At 41.4% G+C, this 16207-nt stretch carries 19 protein-coding genes; 17 read left to right on the top strand and 2 right to left on the bottom strand.

Features of this window, described 5'->3' with window-relative positions; translation table 11 throughout:
• Positions 1 to 26: 26 nt before the first annotated feature.
• Both OCV82_RS00250 and OCV82_RS00255 read right to left on the bottom strand, forming a co-directional pair.
• Complete coding sequence (locus OCV82_RS00250; protein WP_154042546.1) at positions 27 to 839, bottom strand: Cof-type HAD-IIB family hydrolase; 813 nt, start codon at positions 837 to 839, stop codon at positions 27 to 29.
• A 126-nt stretch (positions 840 to 965) separates the two neighbouring features.
• Complete coding sequence (locus tag OCV82_RS00255) at positions 966 to 1184, bottom strand: winged helix-turn-helix domain-containing protein (protein ID WP_154042547.1); 219 nt, start codon at positions 1182 to 1184, stop codon at positions 966 to 968.
• Positions 1185 to 1400: 216 nt separating this feature from the next.
• Here OCV82_RS00255 and map point away from each other — a divergent pair, with 216 nt between their 5' ends.
• The 17 genes from map (at position 1401) to OCV82_RS00340 (ending at position 16190) form a co-directional block, all read left to right on the top strand.
• Positions 1401 to 2255: a type I methionyl aminopeptidase gene (gene map / locus OCV82_RS00260; RefSeq protein WP_154042548.1), complete on the top strand. Its 855-nt coding sequence runs from the start codon at positions 1401 to 1403 to the stop codon at positions 2253 to 2255.
• Between the two features lie 27 nt (positions 2256 to 2282).
• Entirely contained in the window at positions 2283 to 3308 is a 1026-nt protein-coding gene (tsaD, locus tag OCV82_RS00265; protein WP_154042549.1) for a tRNA (adenosine(37)-N6)-threonylcarbamoyltransferase complex transferase subunit TsaD, read from the top strand.
• 24 nt (positions 3309 to 3332) lie between these two features.
• Positions 3333 to 3839, top strand: coding sequence for a CinA family protein (locus OCV82_RS00270; protein ID WP_154042550.1), 507 nt, complete (start codon positions 3333 to 3335; stop codon positions 3837 to 3839).
• A gap of 99 nt (positions 3840 to 3938) precedes the next feature.
• On the top strand, positions 3939 to 4199 hold the full coding sequence (rpmB, locus tag OCV82_RS00275; protein ID WP_154042551.1) for a 50S ribosomal protein L28: 261 nt from the start codon (positions 3939 to 3941) through the stop codon (positions 4197 to 4199).
• Between the two features lie 19 nt (positions 4200 to 4218).
• On the top strand, positions 4219 to 4407 hold the full coding sequence (gene rpmG, locus OCV82_RS00280; protein ID WP_154042552.1) for a 50S ribosomal protein L33: 189 nt from the start codon (positions 4219 to 4221) through the stop codon (positions 4405 to 4407).
• Positions 4408 to 4419: 12 nt separating this feature from the next.
• Entirely contained in the window at positions 4420 to 4575 is a 156-nt protein-coding gene (locus OCV82_RS00285; RefSeq protein ID WP_005841293.1) for a DUF4295 domain-containing protein, read from the top strand.
• 123 nt (positions 4576 to 4698) lie between these two features.
• Positions 4699 to 5661: a signal recognition particle-docking protein FtsY gene (gene ftsY / locus OCV82_RS00290; RefSeq protein WP_154042553.1), complete on the top strand. Its 963-nt coding sequence runs from the start codon at positions 4699 to 4701 to the stop codon at positions 5659 to 5661.
• On the top strand, positions 5662 to 6963 hold the full coding sequence (gene rimO, locus OCV82_RS00295) for a 30S ribosomal protein S12 methylthiotransferase RimO (RefSeq protein WP_154042554.1): 1302 nt from the start codon (positions 5662 to 5664) through the stop codon (positions 6961 to 6963).
• Positions 6960 to 7247, top strand: a complete 288-nt coding sequence (locus tag OCV82_RS00300) for an HU family DNA-binding protein (RefSeq protein ID WP_154042555.1) — start codon at positions 6960 to 6962, stop codon at positions 7245 to 7247. The genes rimO and OCV82_RS00300 overlap by 4 nt, the downstream gene beginning before the upstream one ends.
• A 3-nt stretch (positions 7248 to 7250) precedes the next feature.
• Positions 7251 to 8264 (top strand): HU family DNA-binding protein, encoded by a 1014-nt coding sequence (locus OCV82_RS00305; RefSeq protein ID WP_154042556.1) that lies wholly within the window; start codon positions 7251 to 7253, stop codon positions 8262 to 8264.
• 266 nt (positions 8265 to 8530) lie between these two features.
• Complete coding sequence (locus OCV82_RS00310) at positions 8531 to 9526, top strand: AAA family ATPase (protein WP_154042557.1); 996 nt, start codon at positions 8531 to 8533, stop codon at positions 9524 to 9526.
• Positions 9527 to 9550: 24 nt separating this feature from the next.
• Positions 9551 to 10420, top strand: a complete 870-nt coding sequence (locus tag OCV82_RS00315; RefSeq protein ID WP_154042558.1) for a DUF58 domain-containing protein — start codon at positions 9551 to 9553, stop codon at positions 10418 to 10420.
• 40 nt (positions 10421 to 10460) lie between these two features.
• Positions 10461 to 11531, top strand: a complete 1071-nt coding sequence (locus OCV82_RS00320; RefSeq protein ID WP_262542857.1) for a BatD family protein — start codon at positions 10461 to 10463, stop codon at positions 11529 to 11531.
• 19 nt (positions 11532 to 11550) lie between these two features.
• Entirely contained in the window at positions 11551 to 12549 is a 999-nt protein-coding gene (locus tag OCV82_RS00325; RefSeq protein ID WP_154042559.1) for a vWA domain-containing protein, read from the top strand.
• 12 nt (positions 12550 to 12561) lie between these two features.
• Entirely contained in the window at positions 12562 to 13587 is a 1026-nt protein-coding gene (locus tag OCV82_RS00330) for a vWA domain-containing protein (RefSeq protein ID WP_154042560.1), read from the top strand.
• A 3-nt stretch (positions 13588 to 13590) separates the two neighbouring features.
• The gene (locus OCV82_RS00335; RefSeq protein ID WP_262542709.1) at positions 13591 to 14292 is read left to right on the top strand and encodes a tetratricopeptide repeat protein; all 702 of its coding nucleotides are present in this window, start codon (positions 13591 to 13593) and stop codon (positions 14290 to 14292) included.
• Between the two features lie 59 nt (positions 14293 to 14351).
• The gene (locus OCV82_RS00340) at positions 14352 to 16190 is read left to right on the top strand and encodes a BatD family protein (protein ID WP_154043053.1); all 1839 of its coding nucleotides are present in this window, start codon (positions 14352 to 14354) and stop codon (positions 16188 to 16190) included.
• Positions 16191 to 16207: the final 17 nt, after the last annotated feature.

Below are 16207 nucleotides of genomic sequence, written 5' to 3' on the forward strand. Positions count from 1 at the left end.
ATGTGTTATAATAGGGGTTGTGAATATTATTCTTCACTCATGAATTTTTCAATGGCATATGCGGCACCGTCTTCTTCATTGGTGAGTGTGATGAAGTCTGCATTGTCTTTCACTACCTGCTGTGCATTGCCCATGGCTACACCCATGCCTGCGTATTTAATCATTGACAGGTCGTTGAAACCGTCGCCTATGGCTATCATCTCGTCTTTAGTCATGCCGAGTTCTTTCAGCAGTACGGCAAGTGACTGTGCCTTGTCTATTCCTTTAGGAACGAGTTCGAGGAAATATGGCTCGGAACGGAATACTCCCATGCGGTCTTTAAGATGTTCGTACATCTCTTTTTCAAGTTCGGCAAGGCGGGTCGGTTCGCCAACGATAAGGCATTTTGCTATCGGGTGTTTTACGGCCTCCAGGAAGTTGTCAACCTTCTTTATCTTCATTACATTGAGGATGGCTTCCTTCAGGACATATTCATCGTCGGGATGTTCGGTGAGGACGTACTCGCCATCGTATGTCACAATTGCGAAATTGTTGTCTTTGGCGCACTGGTAAAGATAGGGGAGGACATCGTGGTCGAGAAGATTCTTATACATGAGTTCGCCTGTTTTCCAGTCGATTATTTCGCCGCCGTTGTATGCCAGAATATAACCTTCGTATTTTGACAGTTGAAGTTTTTCTGCCAGAGGTGCTATGCCGTAGGTGGGGCGTCCTGAGGCAAGTACTATCTTGATTCCTTTCTCCTGGGCGCGAAGCAGGACTTCAAGTGTGTGAGGGGTTATTTCTTTTTTTGTGTTGGTGAGTGTACCGTCAAGGTCTAAAACGATGATTTTGTATTTCATAAAATGTTATTTGGTGTTTTGTTATAATGCTGATGCAAAGGTACTAAATTTGAGGCTAAAACAAAAAAAGCCCCGTACGAACTTTTGTACGGGGCATGGAATTAAGCTTGCTACAGTAGTGTTATATCATCCAATGTAAACATTTACGTTCAGAAATAATGTGTCATGCTGATCGCTGATGTCAAAATCAATCTTGTCTTCTCTGGCCAGCCAGCCAATTGCAGCATTTAAATCTCTGTCTGTTAAACCTGTTGCTGCCTTCAGCTGTTTGTAATCCCAATGTGCATTGTCTTTCAGTTTGTTCCAGACAATACCGGCATTTGCGCCGATTTGATACTTGTCCATTCTTGTTTTGTTTAATTTGTTATTAGATAGTAAGGTCTTGCCTTTGATTACAAATATACTCTTAATAATTATTAATAAAAATTATTGAGACTTTTTTATTGCTGAATGAGTGGGTTTTTAATGTTTTTTAAATGTATAGGGGAAAAGTATTACACAATGGTTTCCGGTCTAATTCGATTTTTACTAACTTTGCATATCATTTCAATATTGAATTATATGGTGAGAAACAAAATAAACTGGAGAGTGCCTAAAGGGGCAGAACTTACTGAACTGGACAAGAAGGTACTGTATTTTCAGAATAAAGGACATCTGGTCCCTTCAAGAAAACTTATAAAAACTCCTGAACAGATTGAGGGAATAAGACGCAGCGGTGTGATAAATACTGCTGTGCTTGATTTGGTGGCAAGTGAAATCAAGGCCGGCATGAGTACGGCTGAGATTGACAAGATGGTGTATGACTTTACGGTGTCGCATGGAGCCATACCTGCACCGCTCAATTATGAGGGATTTCCGAAAAGTGTATGTACTTCTATAAATGAGGTGGTGTGTCACGGTATTCCGTCGGAAGATGAGATATTGGAGGAGGGAGATATTATCAATGTGGATGTATCGACTATTCTCGACGGATATTACTCTGATGCTTCGCGTATGTTTATAATAGGTAAAACTTCGCCTGAAAAGGAGAAGCTTGTGAGGGTGGCAAAGGAGTGTCTGGAGATTGGTATGCAGGCTGCTACTCCTTTCGGTTTCGTGGGTGACATTGGTAACGCTATTGAGAAGCATGCCAAGAAGAACGGTTTCTCGGTGGTAAGGGATCTGTGCGGACACGGTGTGGGACTGGAATTCCACGAGGAACCGGACGTGGAGCATTTCGGTAAAAAAGGTACGGGAATGTTGCTGGTGCCGGGAATGGTGTTTACCATTGAGCCGATGATTAATATGGGTACGTATGAAGTATTTGTGGATGAGGAGGATGACTGGACTGTAGTTACTGAGGATGAACTTCCTTCGGCACAGTGGGAACATACTTTCCTTATGACGGAAAACGGATTGGAGATACTTACTTATTGATTTCAAACTTTATTATTATAGATTACAATGGATAATGTCGTTATATTAGGTATAGAGTCGTCGTGTGACGATACTTCGGCTGCCGTGATACGTGACGGTGTGTTGCTGTCGAGTGTGATTGCCAGCCAGGCTGTGCATGAAGCGTATGGTGGCGTGGTGCCTGAACTTGCTTCGAGAGCTCATCAGCAGAACATAGTGCCTGTGGTGCATGAGGCACTGAAAAGGGCAGGAGTGCAGAAGGAGGATTTGAGTGCGGTGGCTTTCACCCGCGGACCAGGACTTATGGGGTCGCTGTTGGTGGGTGTGTCTTTCGCTAAGGGGCTTGCCAGATCGCTTGACATTCCGATGGTGGAGGTCAATCACTTGCAGGGACATGTGCTGGCACATTTTATAAAGGAGTCCGGCGAGGATAATAATCAGCCTAAGTATCCTTTCCTGTGTCTGCTCGTTTCGGGTGGTAATTCGCAGATTATACGTGTGAATGCATACAATGATATGGAGGTTCTGGGGCAGACTATTGACGATGCTGCAGGCGAGGCTATTGACAAATGTTCGAAGGTTATGGGATTAGGATATCCGGGTGGCCCGATAATAGACAGACTGGCTAGACAGGGTAATGCTTCGGCATATACTTTCAGCAAGCCGCATATCCCGGGATATGATTATAGCTTCAGCGGACTGAAGACTTCTTTCCTGTATTCGTTGAGGGAATGGCTGAAGGATGATCCTGACTTTATAGAACATCATAAAGAGGATCTGGCCGCATCACTGGAAAAAACTATCGTGGATATTCTTATGGACAAGCTTCGTAAGGCTGTGAAGGATACGAGCATAAACGAGGTGGCTGTGGCTGGTGGAGTTTCGGCCAACAACGGATTGAGAAATGCTTTCCGCGAACATGCTGCAAAATATGGATGGAATATCTATATTCCGAAATTCGGCTATACTACGGATAATGCTGCCATGATTGCGATTACAGGATACTATAAATTCTTGGATAAGGATTTCTGCAGCATAGACAAGCCGGCTTATTCGAGAGTGACAATTAAATAGAACAATATAAAATATAAAGAGATTATGTCAGTAGAAGGTAAAATGTTAAGTCGAGATATAAGCGAGATTTTCTGGAGAGAGGAATTTTCGCTTGCAACTGCAGAAAGCTGTACAGCCGGTAATATAGCTGCTATTCTTACTGCTATTCCTGGAAGTTCAAAATTCTATAAAGGTGGAATCGTGGCTTACTCGAACGAGGCAAAACAGAATTTGCTTGGGGTGAGTGCCGAAACTCTGGAACAGTTCGGCGCGGTGAGCGAGGAAACAGTAGTGGAAATGGTGAAGGGAGCAATGAAGGCTTTCAATGCTGATTTTGCTGTAGCTACATCCGGTATTGCAGGACCTACAGGCGGTACTCCTGACAAACCGATTGGTACTGTCTGGATTGCTGCAGGCAACAAGGATAATGTGATAACAGAAAAAATCTGCGAAGACAATGGAAGAGAGCAAAATGTGCATAATGCAAGCATAAAAGCACTGTATTTATTGCGTGAATTGTGTCAAAATCAAGAAAATAACGAGGAAAAGTAGAATTTATTACTTAAAAGTTTGCATGTTTGAAATAAAAACGCTTACTTTGCACTCCGTTTTAAAGAATGAACGAATTGAAACTATAAAAACTAGATAGAAATGTCAAAAATTTGTCAAATTACCGGAAAGAAAGCCATGATTGGCAACAACGTTTCACACTCAAAGAGAAGAACTAAAAGAACTTTTGATGTGAACTTGTTTACAAAGAAATTCTACTATGTAGAACAAGATTGCTGGATTAGCCTGAACATCTGCGCTAACGGCTTGAGAGTTATTAACAAGAAAGGACTGGACGCTGCATTGAACGAAGCTGTAGCTAACGGTTACTGCGATTGGAAGAGTATCAAAATTATTGGTTAATTAAAAGGAGAGAAAGACTATGGCTAAGAAAGCTAAAGGTAACAGAGTACAGGTAATCCTTGAGTGCACAGAAATGAAGGAAAGTGGTTTGCCGGGAACTTCTCGCTATATCACTACAAAGAATAGAAAGAATACAACTGAAAGATTGGAGCTTAAGAAATATAACCCAATCTTGAAGAGAGTAACAGTACATAAAGAAATTAAATAATAAGAGTAAACCATGGCAAAGAAAACAGTCGCAACCCTTCAGACAGGTAAAGAAGGACGTTCTTATACTAAGGTTATCAAAATGGTTAAGTCACCTAAGACTGGTGCTTACATCTTTGACGAACAGATGGTTCCAAACGAAAAAGTTCAGGACTTCTTTAAGAAATAATTGTAGCATTACAGCTATTAAATGATATTTTGAAAGTTCCCGCCAATAATAAACGGCGGGAACTTTTTTTATATCTAAGAAATTAGTTATATCTTTGTGTCATAAATAGATAATTGTATAAGTATGGGAATTTTTAGCTTTTTCTCTAAAGAAAAGAAGGAAACTCTGGACAAGGGATTGTCTAAAACTAAAGAAAGTGTTTTCGGAAAAATAGCAAGGGCTGTTGCCGGAAAATCAAAGGTGGACGATGAAGTATTGGACAACCTTGAAGAAGTGTTGGTAACTTCGGATGTGGGTGTGGAGACTACCTTGAACATCATTAAACGTATAGAAACAAGGGTGGCAAAGGATAAGTACGTAAATACCCAGGAACTTAACAATATTCTTAGGGAGGAAATTGCGGCTCTGCTTACTGAAAACAATACGGTGGATGCTGAGGACTTTACTCTGCCTGCAGGAAAGAAACCATACGTGATAATGGTGGTGGGAGTGAACGGAGTAGGTAAGACTACAACCATCGGAAAACTGGCATATCAATTTAAAAAAGCTGGAAATACTGTGTATCTGGGTGCTGCCGATACCTTCCGTGCTGCTGCTGTTGAACAGCTGGATATTTGGGGCGAACGTGTAGGTGTGCCTGTGGTGAAACAGAAAATGGGAGCCGATCCTGCATCGGTGGCTTTTGATACTTTGAGTTCTGCTGTGGCTAATAATGCTGACGTAGTGATTATTGATACTGCAGGACGTCTGCATAACAAGGTGGGACTGATGAACGAGCTTACCAAGATTAAGAACGTGATGAAGAAGGTTGTGCCTGATGCTCCTCACGAGGTGTTGCTGGTACTTGACGGTTCTACAGGACAAAATGCTTTTGAACAGGCTAAACAGTTTACTTTGGCTACGGAGGTTAATGCGATGGCTATAACCAAACTTGACGGTACTGCCAAAGGTGGTGTGGTGATTGGTATATCTGACCAGTTTAAGATCCCTGTGAAATATATAGGTCTTGGTGAAGGTATTGAGGACTTGCAGGTGTTCCGTCGCCGTGAGTTTGTTGATTCGTTGTTTGGCTCTGAAGGAAAATAAATGAGAAAAAATACTATTGATATAATTACTCTTGGATGTTCCAAGAACCTGGTGGACTCTGAAAAACTGATGCGTCAGCTTGAAGCTAACGGTTACAAGGTGACACATGATGCGGAGAAGCCACATGGGGAGATAGCGGTGATTAATACTTGCGGATTTATCGGTGACGCGAAAGAGGAGTCCATTAATATGATTCTGGAGTTTTGCCAGGCAAAGGAAGAGGGAAAACTCAAAAAGCTTTATGTAATGGGATGCTTGTCTGAACGTTATCTTAGCGAACTGAAAGTGGAAATTCCGCAGGTGGATAAATTTTATGGTAAATTCAACTGGAATGAGTTGCTTGAGGATTTGGGCAAGGCTTATCATTCGGAATTTGCAATAGAAAGACATCTTACTACTCCTAAACATTATGCTTATCTGAAAATTTCCGAAGGTTGTGACAGAAAGTGTTCGTATTGCGCCATACCTATAATAACAGGAAGGCACGTGTCAAGACCGATGGAAGAAATTCTGGACGAGGTGAAATTGCTCGTATCGGAAGGTGTCAAGGAATTTCAGGTTATAGCTCAGGAACTTACTTATTATGGTGTTGATCTTTACAAGAAGCAGATGTTGCCGGAACTGATTGACAGAATGGCAAAAATTCCTGGGGTGGAATGGATACGTCTGCATTATGCATATCCTGCAAAATTCCCAAGAGAGTTGTTCCGCGTAATGAGGGAGAATGATAATGTTTGCAAGTATATGGACATTGCTTTGCAGCATATCAGTGACAATATGTTGTCGCGAATGAGAAGACACGTGACAAAAGAGGAAACTTACAGACTGATTGAGGAGTTCCGTAAAGAAGTGCCGGGAATACACTTGCGTACTACTCTTATGGTGGGACATCCCGGAGAAACTGAAGATGACTTCGAACAGTTGAAAGAATTCGTTAAGGTTGCCAAGTTTGACCGTATGGGAGCTTTTGCCTACTCTGAGGAGGAGGGTACTTTCTCGGCTGAAAATTATGATGATGATATACCGCAGGAGGTAAAACAGAAACGTCTGGATGAGCTGATGGCGTTACAGCAGGAGATTTCCGGAGAGTTGAGTCATCAGAAAATAGGAAAGACTTTCAAGGTTATAATCGACAGAAAAGAAGGTGACTACTATGTGGGAAGAACAGAGTTTGATTCTCCGGAGGTAGATCCAGAGGTTCTTATTAAAGACGATGGCAAGAGATTGAAGGAAGGCCATTTCTATAATGTCCTGATAGAAGATGCCGATGATTTCGACCTGTATGGGAGGATTGCGGAATGAATGAGAAGGAGTTTATAGATGCGTTGTCTGCAAAGACGGGGATTGATGATAAAAGGATTTCAAAACTGATGTCGTCTGTGGCAGACATCGTTTCTTCTAATTTGCAGGAAGGTAAGGATGTGACTATTCAGGGATTCGGCGTTTTTGAGACAAAGAAGAAGATGGAAAAAATTGAAGTCAATGCATCTACAGGCAAACGGATATTGTTCCCGCCAAAACTTCTTGTGGGTTTCAGACCTTCATCATTGTTGAAAGAAAGAATCAATTCGGTGCTAAACGGGTAATCAATGGAAGACAAACTTACGATTGAAAATCTTGCGGCTTTACTCGCTGCAAAAATGAATATGGAACAGTCAGATGCGGATGTATTTGTCTGTAGCTTTTTTGCCTTGATTGAAGAGGGACTGAAAAGAGACAAGTATGTGAAGATTAAGGGTTTGGGGACCTTTAAACTGATAACGGAAGCAGACAATGAGGGTAAGGTGGTTTTTATTCCTGATGCTGCGTTGAAGGAAGCTGTAAACAAACCGTTTTCTCATTTTCAGCCTGTAGAATTGAATAAAGGTGTTCATTTTGATGATATTGATGAAAATGAATCTTCTGAAGTCGGTGAGGTGGTGACGCCAAGTGAGCCGGAACCGGATGTGGCTTCGGAACAGTCGGATATTGCTAATGTGGCAGACCCGGATGCAGAGAATATTCCTTTAAATGTTGCGCCTGAGGCACCGGAACCATGTGAAGAAAAGGAGGAAATTCCTACGGAGAATACAGAAGGTAAACAACGTAGATGGTTTATGTCATGGTATATGTTTGCTGCGGTACTTCTGGCGGGTGTTGTTATTGGTGTAGGTGTGATGTGGGGTGTGTTTGCAGGAAGGAGCAATGACTCTGTGGAACGTAGTAATGACTTGAAGCAGTATGAAGAAAAGCCTGTTTCTGTGGCTCCTGTTGATTCTGTGGATACAGAAATGTCTGACAGCATTGAAACTGCTGAAGAAAATAATGCCGAAGATACAGTAGTTGTGCATAAGAAAGCTATTGACTCGATTATCGGTGTTGCCACAGATGATGTGTCGGAAATAAAATATCTGTCGGATGAGGTGGTTTATAAAATAAGCGGGACTTTGGACACTGTAACCATTGTGAAGGGAAGTACGTTGTCGAAAGTAGCATACAAATATTTCAGAAACAGAAAACTGTGGCCTTATATCGTAATGTATAATAAGGATGTGATAGATGATCCGAATAATGTGCCTATCGGTACTACATTGCGGATACCAAAACTTACTCCTGCGGATTAATCAGAGAATATAACAATTGAGTGGAACAGTATCAGTTGGAAAGTATCCATCATGATGCTGTTCTTTTGTTTTATATTTACGATTTGATTTTAAATTCGGCAGAATAAGATAAAAAAGACTTAAATAGATACATCTGTATGATTTTTTAATAAATATTAGTTGTGGCTGTTAACTTAAAAACGTAATTTTGGGTGCACTAAAAAGGGATTGACCTTGATTGGTGTGTAAAATATAGAGAATGAAATTAATAAAATAAACAAGAAATTATGGCTGAAGCTATTGATATTCGTGCATTGAACGAATTGATTGAACGCCAGAGTGCGTTCGTGACAAACCTGACGACAGGTATGGATCAGGTTATCGTGGGACAAAAACATTTGGTTGAATCATTGCTGATAGGATTGTTGGCTGACGGACATATATTGTTGGAAGGTGTGCCCGGTTTGGCAAAGACATTGGCTATCAAGACTATGGCATCGCTTATTGATTCTAAATACAGTCGTATCCAGTTTACTCCTGACTTGTTGCCTGCCGACGTTATCGGTACAATGATTTATAGTCAGAAGGACGAACAGTTCATCGCTAAAAAGGGACCTATCTTTGCCAACTTCGTATTGGCCGATGAAATTAACCGTGCTCCTGCAAAAGTACAGAGTGCTTTGCTTGAAGCTATGCAGGAACGTCAGGTGACATTGAGTAAGGAAACATTCCGCTTGCCGGAACCTTTCCTGGTTATGGCTACTCAGAACCCAATCGAGCAGGAAGGTACTTATCCGTTGCCTGAAGCACAGGTGGACCGTTTCATGCTGAAGGTTATCATAGATTATCCTAAACTTGAAGAGGAAAAGAAGATTATCCGTCAGAATATCTCGGGCGAGAAAGTGGAAATCAAGCCTCTTCTTAAAGCTGAGGATATAATGGAAGCCCGCAAAGTCGTAAGGCAGGTTTATCTGGATGAAAAGATTGAACAGTATATTGCCGATATCGTTTTTGCAACCCGTTATCCTGAAAAATATGATTTGAAGGAACTCAAGAGCCTTATCGGTTTCGGAGGATCTCCTCGTGCTTCCATCAACCTGGCTCTTGCTGCACGCAGCTATGCGTTTATCAAGCGTAGAGGTTATGTTATTCCTGAAGATGTTCGTGCAGTGGCTCACGATGTATTGCGCCACCGTATCGGTCTGACATACGAGGCTGAAGCTACAAACGTTACTTCGGACGAAATAGTAAGCAAGATACTTAATAAGGTTGAAGTGCCTTAATTAGAAAGAAACCTTTTTTGAAGAATGGAAACTACTGAATTATTAAAGCGTGTACGCCAGATAGAAATTAAGACCCGAGGACTGTCAAGCAATATATTTGCCGGACAGTATCATTCTGCCTTCAAGGGTAGGGGTATGGCTTTCTCCGAAGTGAGAGAGTATCAGTATGGCGATGATGTGCGTGACATCGACTGGAATGTAACAGCACGCTTTGACAAGCCATTCGTAAAGGTATTCGAAGAGGAACGCGAACTGACAGTGATGCTGCTTGTGGATGTATCGAACAGTCTTGATTTCGGTACGTCGAAGCAGATGAAAAAGGATATGGTGACGGAGATTGCTGCTACAATAGCTTTCTCCGCTATCCAGAATAACGATAAAATCGGTGTTATATTCTTTTCTGACAGAATAGAAAAGTTTATACCGCCTAAAAAAGGACGTAAACATATTCTGTATATCATACGCGAGCTGCTGGACTTTAAGCCGGAAAGTTCGCGCACAAATCTGCAATGCGCAATTGAATATCTTACGAATGTATTGAAAAAGCGTTGTACGGCGTTCATGTTGAGCGATTTTATTGATGACAATGATTTCAAGAATGCATTGACCGTGGCAAACAGAAAGCATGACGTGGTGGCTGTGCAAGTGTATGACAAACGTATGGAGGAACTGCCTGACGTAGGTCTGATGCTTGTGCGTGATGCCGAAACGGGGCATGAGGAATGGATTGACACTTCGTCTAAGTCGTTGAGAAAAACTCATCATGACTGGTGGGTGGAACGTCAGAAGAAACTTAACGATACGTTTAATCTGTGTAATGTGGATTCTGTATCTGTACGTACAGACCAGGATTATGTCAGGGCATTGCTGAATTTGTTTGCTAAAAGAAACTGATAATCAGATGAAGAAGATATTGTTTAATTATGGAAAAATGATGCTCGGCTCATTGTGTTTTGCCGCTTTTACCTTGTTCGGTTCGCAGGCAAGCGCACAACAGGTTACTGTAAGGGCCAGCATTGATTCATTGCAGCTGCTGGTGGGCGAACAGACTAAGGTGCATCTGGAAGTAAGTATGGATGCTGATAAAAAATTACGCCTGCCTGTGATAAAAGATACGTTGGTGAGGGGAGTGGAAGTACTTGACATAGCCAAGCCTGACACACAGAAGTTGAATGACGACAAAAGGTGGGTTATCACTCAGGAATATACTATTACTTCCTTTGACTCGGCTTTGTATTATCTTCCTCCATTGGAGGTTATGGTTGACGATGAAAAATATCGTTCTGAATCTTTAGCTCTCAAAGTCTATTCTATACCGGTGGATACTTTGCATCCTGATCAGTTCTTCGGACCGAAAACTGTTGTGGAAGTTCCTATCCAATGGGAGGATATAGATACAATGGTATATGCCTTTATCCTGATGTTGCTGTTCGGATTGGCATGTGTATTCTTTATTATAAGATATAGAGACAACAAACCTATAATAAAGATTATAAAGATTGAACCGAAATTGCCTCCTCATCAGGAAGCCATGAAGCATATCGAGGAAATCAAGGCTAACAAAAATGTGCAAAGGGAGGATCCTAAACAGTATTACACAGAGCTTACTGACGTGATACGTACTTACATAATGGAACGTTTTGGCTTTAATGCAATGGAGATGACATCGTCCGAAATAATTGAAAATCTGTTGCAGGTAAGGGATAAGGAATCGCTCAAAGACTTGAAATATCTTTTCGAAACAGCTGACTTGGTGAAGTTTGCCAAACATGCACCGATGATGAACGAGAATGATATGAACCTGGTAAATGCAGTGGATTTTATCAATGAAACCAAGCTGGAAGAAGATCCTAATGCGAAAAAAGAGCCTACGGAAATAAAAGTGGAAGAGAAACGTTCAAAACAAGGCCGTATAGCATTGATGTGCAGCATAGGACTGACTGGTGTTATTGCGGTAGTTGCTTTGTATGTAGGTGTGAAATGCATTATAGATCTCTTCTTTTAACGTATAAATGAATGAAGATATGATTTTTGCTAATATTGAATATCTGTTTTTACTGATTTTGCTTATACCGTACATAGTATGGTATGTGATGCGCAGGAAACGGACAGAGGCTACTCTTCAGGTATCTACCACACGAATGTATCAGAATGCGCCGAAAAGCTGGAAGGTCTATTTGATTCATGCTCCTTTTCTGCTCAGGCTGTGTACGTTTGTAATGATAGTGCTGGTGCTTGCAAGACCGCAAACTACTGATAATTGGCAGAACACAGAGATTGAAGGTATTGACATCATGCTGGCTGTGGATATTTCTACAAGTATGCTGGCTGAGGATTTGAAGCCTAACAGACTGGAGGCTGCAAAACAGGTGGCTGCCGAATTTATCAACGGAAGACCTAATGACAATATCGGTCTTACGATATTTGCGGGTGAGGCTTTTACGCAGTGTCCTCTTACTGTTGACCATGGAGTTCTGCTTAATTTGTTTCAGAGCGTAAGTTGCGAAATGATTTATCGCGGAATGATAGAAGACGGTACTGCTATCGGTATGGGGCTGGCGAATGCTGTTACAAGATTGAAAGACAGCAAGGCAAAATCAAAAGTCGTGATATTGTTGACGGACGGTGTGAACAACCGCGGTGAACTTTCTCCTCTTACTGCTGCAGAGATAGCCAAACAGTTTGGAGTGAGAGTATATACGATAGGTGTAGGAACCAACGGTACAGCTCCTTATCCTATGCAGACATATGCCGGTGTGCAATATATTCAGACACCTGTAGAAATAGATGAACAGACCTTGACGCAGATTGCAGCCGAAACTAACGGTAATTATTTCAGGGCTACTAGCAATTCCAAACTGAAGGAAGTTTATCAGGAGATAGATAAGTTGGAAAAAACAAAACTTAATGTGAAGGAATTCAGCAAAAGGGAAGAGGAATACGAGATTTTTGCTCTCGTGGCGTTCTTGTGTATCCTGCTTGAGCTGATTTTACGTAATACGGTTTTGAAGAAAATACCTTAAAAATGTTTTGCCATGTTTAGATTTGGAGAACCGATATATTTGTATTTTTTATTGATAATTCCTTTTTTGGTAGTATTTTATATATATACCAATTATAGGAGAAGGAAAAAGTTACGTCAGTACGGAGACCCGGAACTGATGGCACATCTGATGTCGAATGTTTCGAAATACAGACCTGACGTAAAGTTCTGGCTGGTGACAGCTGCGCTGGTTATGGTTATATTCATGCTGGCACGTCCTCAGTTTGGTTCCAAGATGGAGACGGTGAAACGTCAGGGTGTTGAAACTGTGGTTGCGTTGGATATTTCCAACTCAATGCTGGCTCAGGATGTTACACCAAGCCGACTGGAAAAGTCAAAGAAATTAGTGTCCAGACTTGTAGAAACATTCAATAATGATAAGGTCGCTATGATAGTTTTTGCTGGAGAGGCATTTACCCAGCTTCCTATAACAAGCGATTATATATCTGCAAAAATGTTTCTGGAAACAATATCTCCTTCTCTTATTACAACTCAGGGAACTGACATTCGTGGAGCCATCGACTTGGCTATGAAGAGTTTTACTCCGAATGAAGGTGTAGGACGTGCAATAGTTCTTATTACAGATGGTGAAAACCACGAAGGAGGAGCAGTGGAAGCTGCTCAGCAGGCTGCTGAGAAGGGCGTAAGAGTTTTTGTACTTGGAGTTGGTTCGCCTGACGGTTCACCTATTCCAGTAGAAGGAACAAATGATTTTCGTCGTGACAAGGATGGCAATGTGGTAGTGACAAAGCTGAACGAACAGATGTGTCAGGAGATTGCAAAAGCAGGTAATGGTATGTATGTTCGTGTAGATAATACAAACAATGCAGAGAGGGCTCTTAACGCTGAAATCAATAAGCTGGCAAAGGCTGATGTTGAGACTCAGGTATATACCGAATTCGACGAGCAGTTTGACGTACTGGCATGGCTGGCGTTGATTCTGCTTGCCGCAGACGTTATGTTGCTCAATAGGAAAAATCCTCTATTTAAGAATGTAAAACTTTTTAAACAGGATTGATTTATGTGGTGTAATAAAGTATATTTGATAGGGATAATGCTTCTGGGAGTTTCTGCTTCATATGCACAGAAGACTGACAGGGATTATCTTCGTAGCGGAAACAAGTTATATAATGACAGTCTGTTTGTAAAGGCTGAAGTAGATTACAGAAAGGCACTTGAGATTAATCCTAAATCTGCAGATGCAATGTTCAATCTGGGAAACTCGCTACTAATGCAGCAAAAAGGCAAGGAAGCTATGGAACAGTTTGAGGCTGCGGCACGTCTGGAGAAAGATAAGGAAAAGTTGGCTCATATATATCATAATATGGGGGTTATACTTCAATCGTCAAAGCAACTGCCGCAGTGTATAGAAGCTTATAAAGAGTCATTGCGTAATAATCCTAAGGATGATGAAACTCGTTACAATCTGGTACTTGCACAGAAACAGCTGAAAGACCAGCAGCAACAGCAAAATCAGGATCAGCAGAAAGAACAGAAGCAGGATCAGAAACAGGACGAGAAAGAACAGAACAAGGATCAGCAGGATCAACAGCAACAGCAGCAAAATCAAAATCAGCAACAGCAGCAACAGAACAAGGATGAAATGTCGAAAGAAAATGCCGAACAATTGCTGAGAGCTGCTATGCAAGACGAGAAAGACGTACAGGATAAAGTGAAGAAACAGATGCAGGTGAGCGGAAAGAAACTTGAGAAAGACTGGTAATCCTGTAACGAATTTCTATTGATATTTTAATAAGTGGAAAAACAATAATTTATATAATGATGAGAAAATATATTTTCTTGATATTGATGATTACTGCGTCACTCCACGTGTTTGCCAAGGAAGAAGTGACATTAAAAGCTTCTGCTCCTGAAGTAGTGGTAAACGGTGATCAGTTCAGACTTACATACACTGTGAATTCGCAGGATGTAAAGGATTTCCTTGCTCCGCAGGCTAAGGGTTTTGATGTCCTTATGGGACCTAGCCGTTCGCAGCAGAGTAGTACACAGATAATTAACGGCAAGGTGTCTTCCAGTCGTTCCATCACATATACATATATTCTGATGGCAGTGTCGGAAGGTACATTTAATATTCCGTCTGCAAGCATTGAAGTTGATGGTGAGAAGATTTTCTCTAATCCACTTACAATAAAGGTTCTTCCTAAGGATAAGGAAGATGCCAACTCTAACCAGAACCAGGGCAACAGTGGAATTTCATCAAGAAACCAGAAGTCGAACGGAAAGATTTCCGATAAGGATCTGTTTGTTCTGGCAACAGCAAGCAAGACTAAGGTTCACGAGCAGGAAGCCATATTGGTGACATACAAGGCTTATACTACGGTCGATCTTCGCCAGTTGCTTGGAAAGATGCCGGACCAGCAGGGATTTTACGTACAGGAAGTTGAACTTCCTGCACAGAAGACATTCAAGCTGGAACATTACAAAGGCAGAAACTATAATACTGTGGTTTACAGGCAGTATGTGATTTTCCCGCAAAAGTCAGGACGTCTTGAAATACCTGCTGTAACGTTTGACGCAGTCGTTGCTCAGAGAGTGGCTGTATCGGATGATCCTTTCGAAGCATTCTTCAACGGAGGCGGTTATGTGGAGGTTAACAAGAAGATTGTTGCACCGAAGGTGGTTATTAATGTAGATCCGCTTCCTGCCAAACCTGAAGGTTATTCGGGAGGTGTGGGTACTTTCACTATGAAATCGGAAATCAGTGCTACAGAGCTTAAAGCAAACGAAGCTGTTACTGTAAAACTGACAATAGAAGGTACAGGTAATATGAAACTGGTCAGCGCTCCGGAAGTTAAATTTCCGCATGATTTTGAAATATATGATCCGAAGATTGATGATAATTTCCAACTGACTGCAGACGGACTGAGCGGAACAAAGAAAATTGAATATCTGGCAATCCCACGTCATGCCGGAGAGTTTACAATTCCACCTGTAGAATTCAAATATTTTGATGTAAAGTCGGGAACTTATAAGACCTTGAAAACTGAGGCATATAATCTGAAGGTAGCCAAGGGTGAAGGTAATGCAGTCAACCAGCAGGTGATAGCTGACTTTACTAACAAGGAAAATGTCAAGGTATTGGGCACTGACATCTTGTTTATCAAAACAGGCGATTCAGCCTTGAGAGAAAAAGGAAAATATTTCTTCGGAACTACATCATATTATTTGTGGTATATCATACCTTTCGTGCTGTTTGTGGTATTCGTTGTGATATATAGGAAACAGGCTGTCGAGAATGCAAATGTTGCAAAGGTTAAGACAAAGAAGGCTAACAAGGTTGCTACAAAACGTATGAAGCTTGCCGGCAAGCTTCTTGCAGAAAGCAAGGTCAACGAATTCTATGATGAGGTATTGAAGGCTCTGTGGGGTTATATCAGCGATAAGTTGAATATTCCTGTTTCCAAGCTTTCCAGAGACAATATAGAGGCTGAGCTTTCAAGACAAGGTGTATCCGAAGATCTTATAAAGGAATTTATCTATGTCTTGTCGGAATGCGAGTTTGCTAGATATGCTCCGGGAAATCAGAACGAGACAATGGATAAAGTTTATTCGGCATCTGTCGAAGTGATAAGCAAAATGGAAAACAGTATTAAACGTTAAAACATATAGGAGAATTG

Origin of the sequence: Bacteroides cellulolyticus, from assembly GCF_025567135.1 — a bacterium.
GTDB lineage: Bacteria > Bacteroidota > Bacteroidia > Bacteroidales > Bacteroidaceae > Phocaeicola > Phocaeicola cellulolyticus.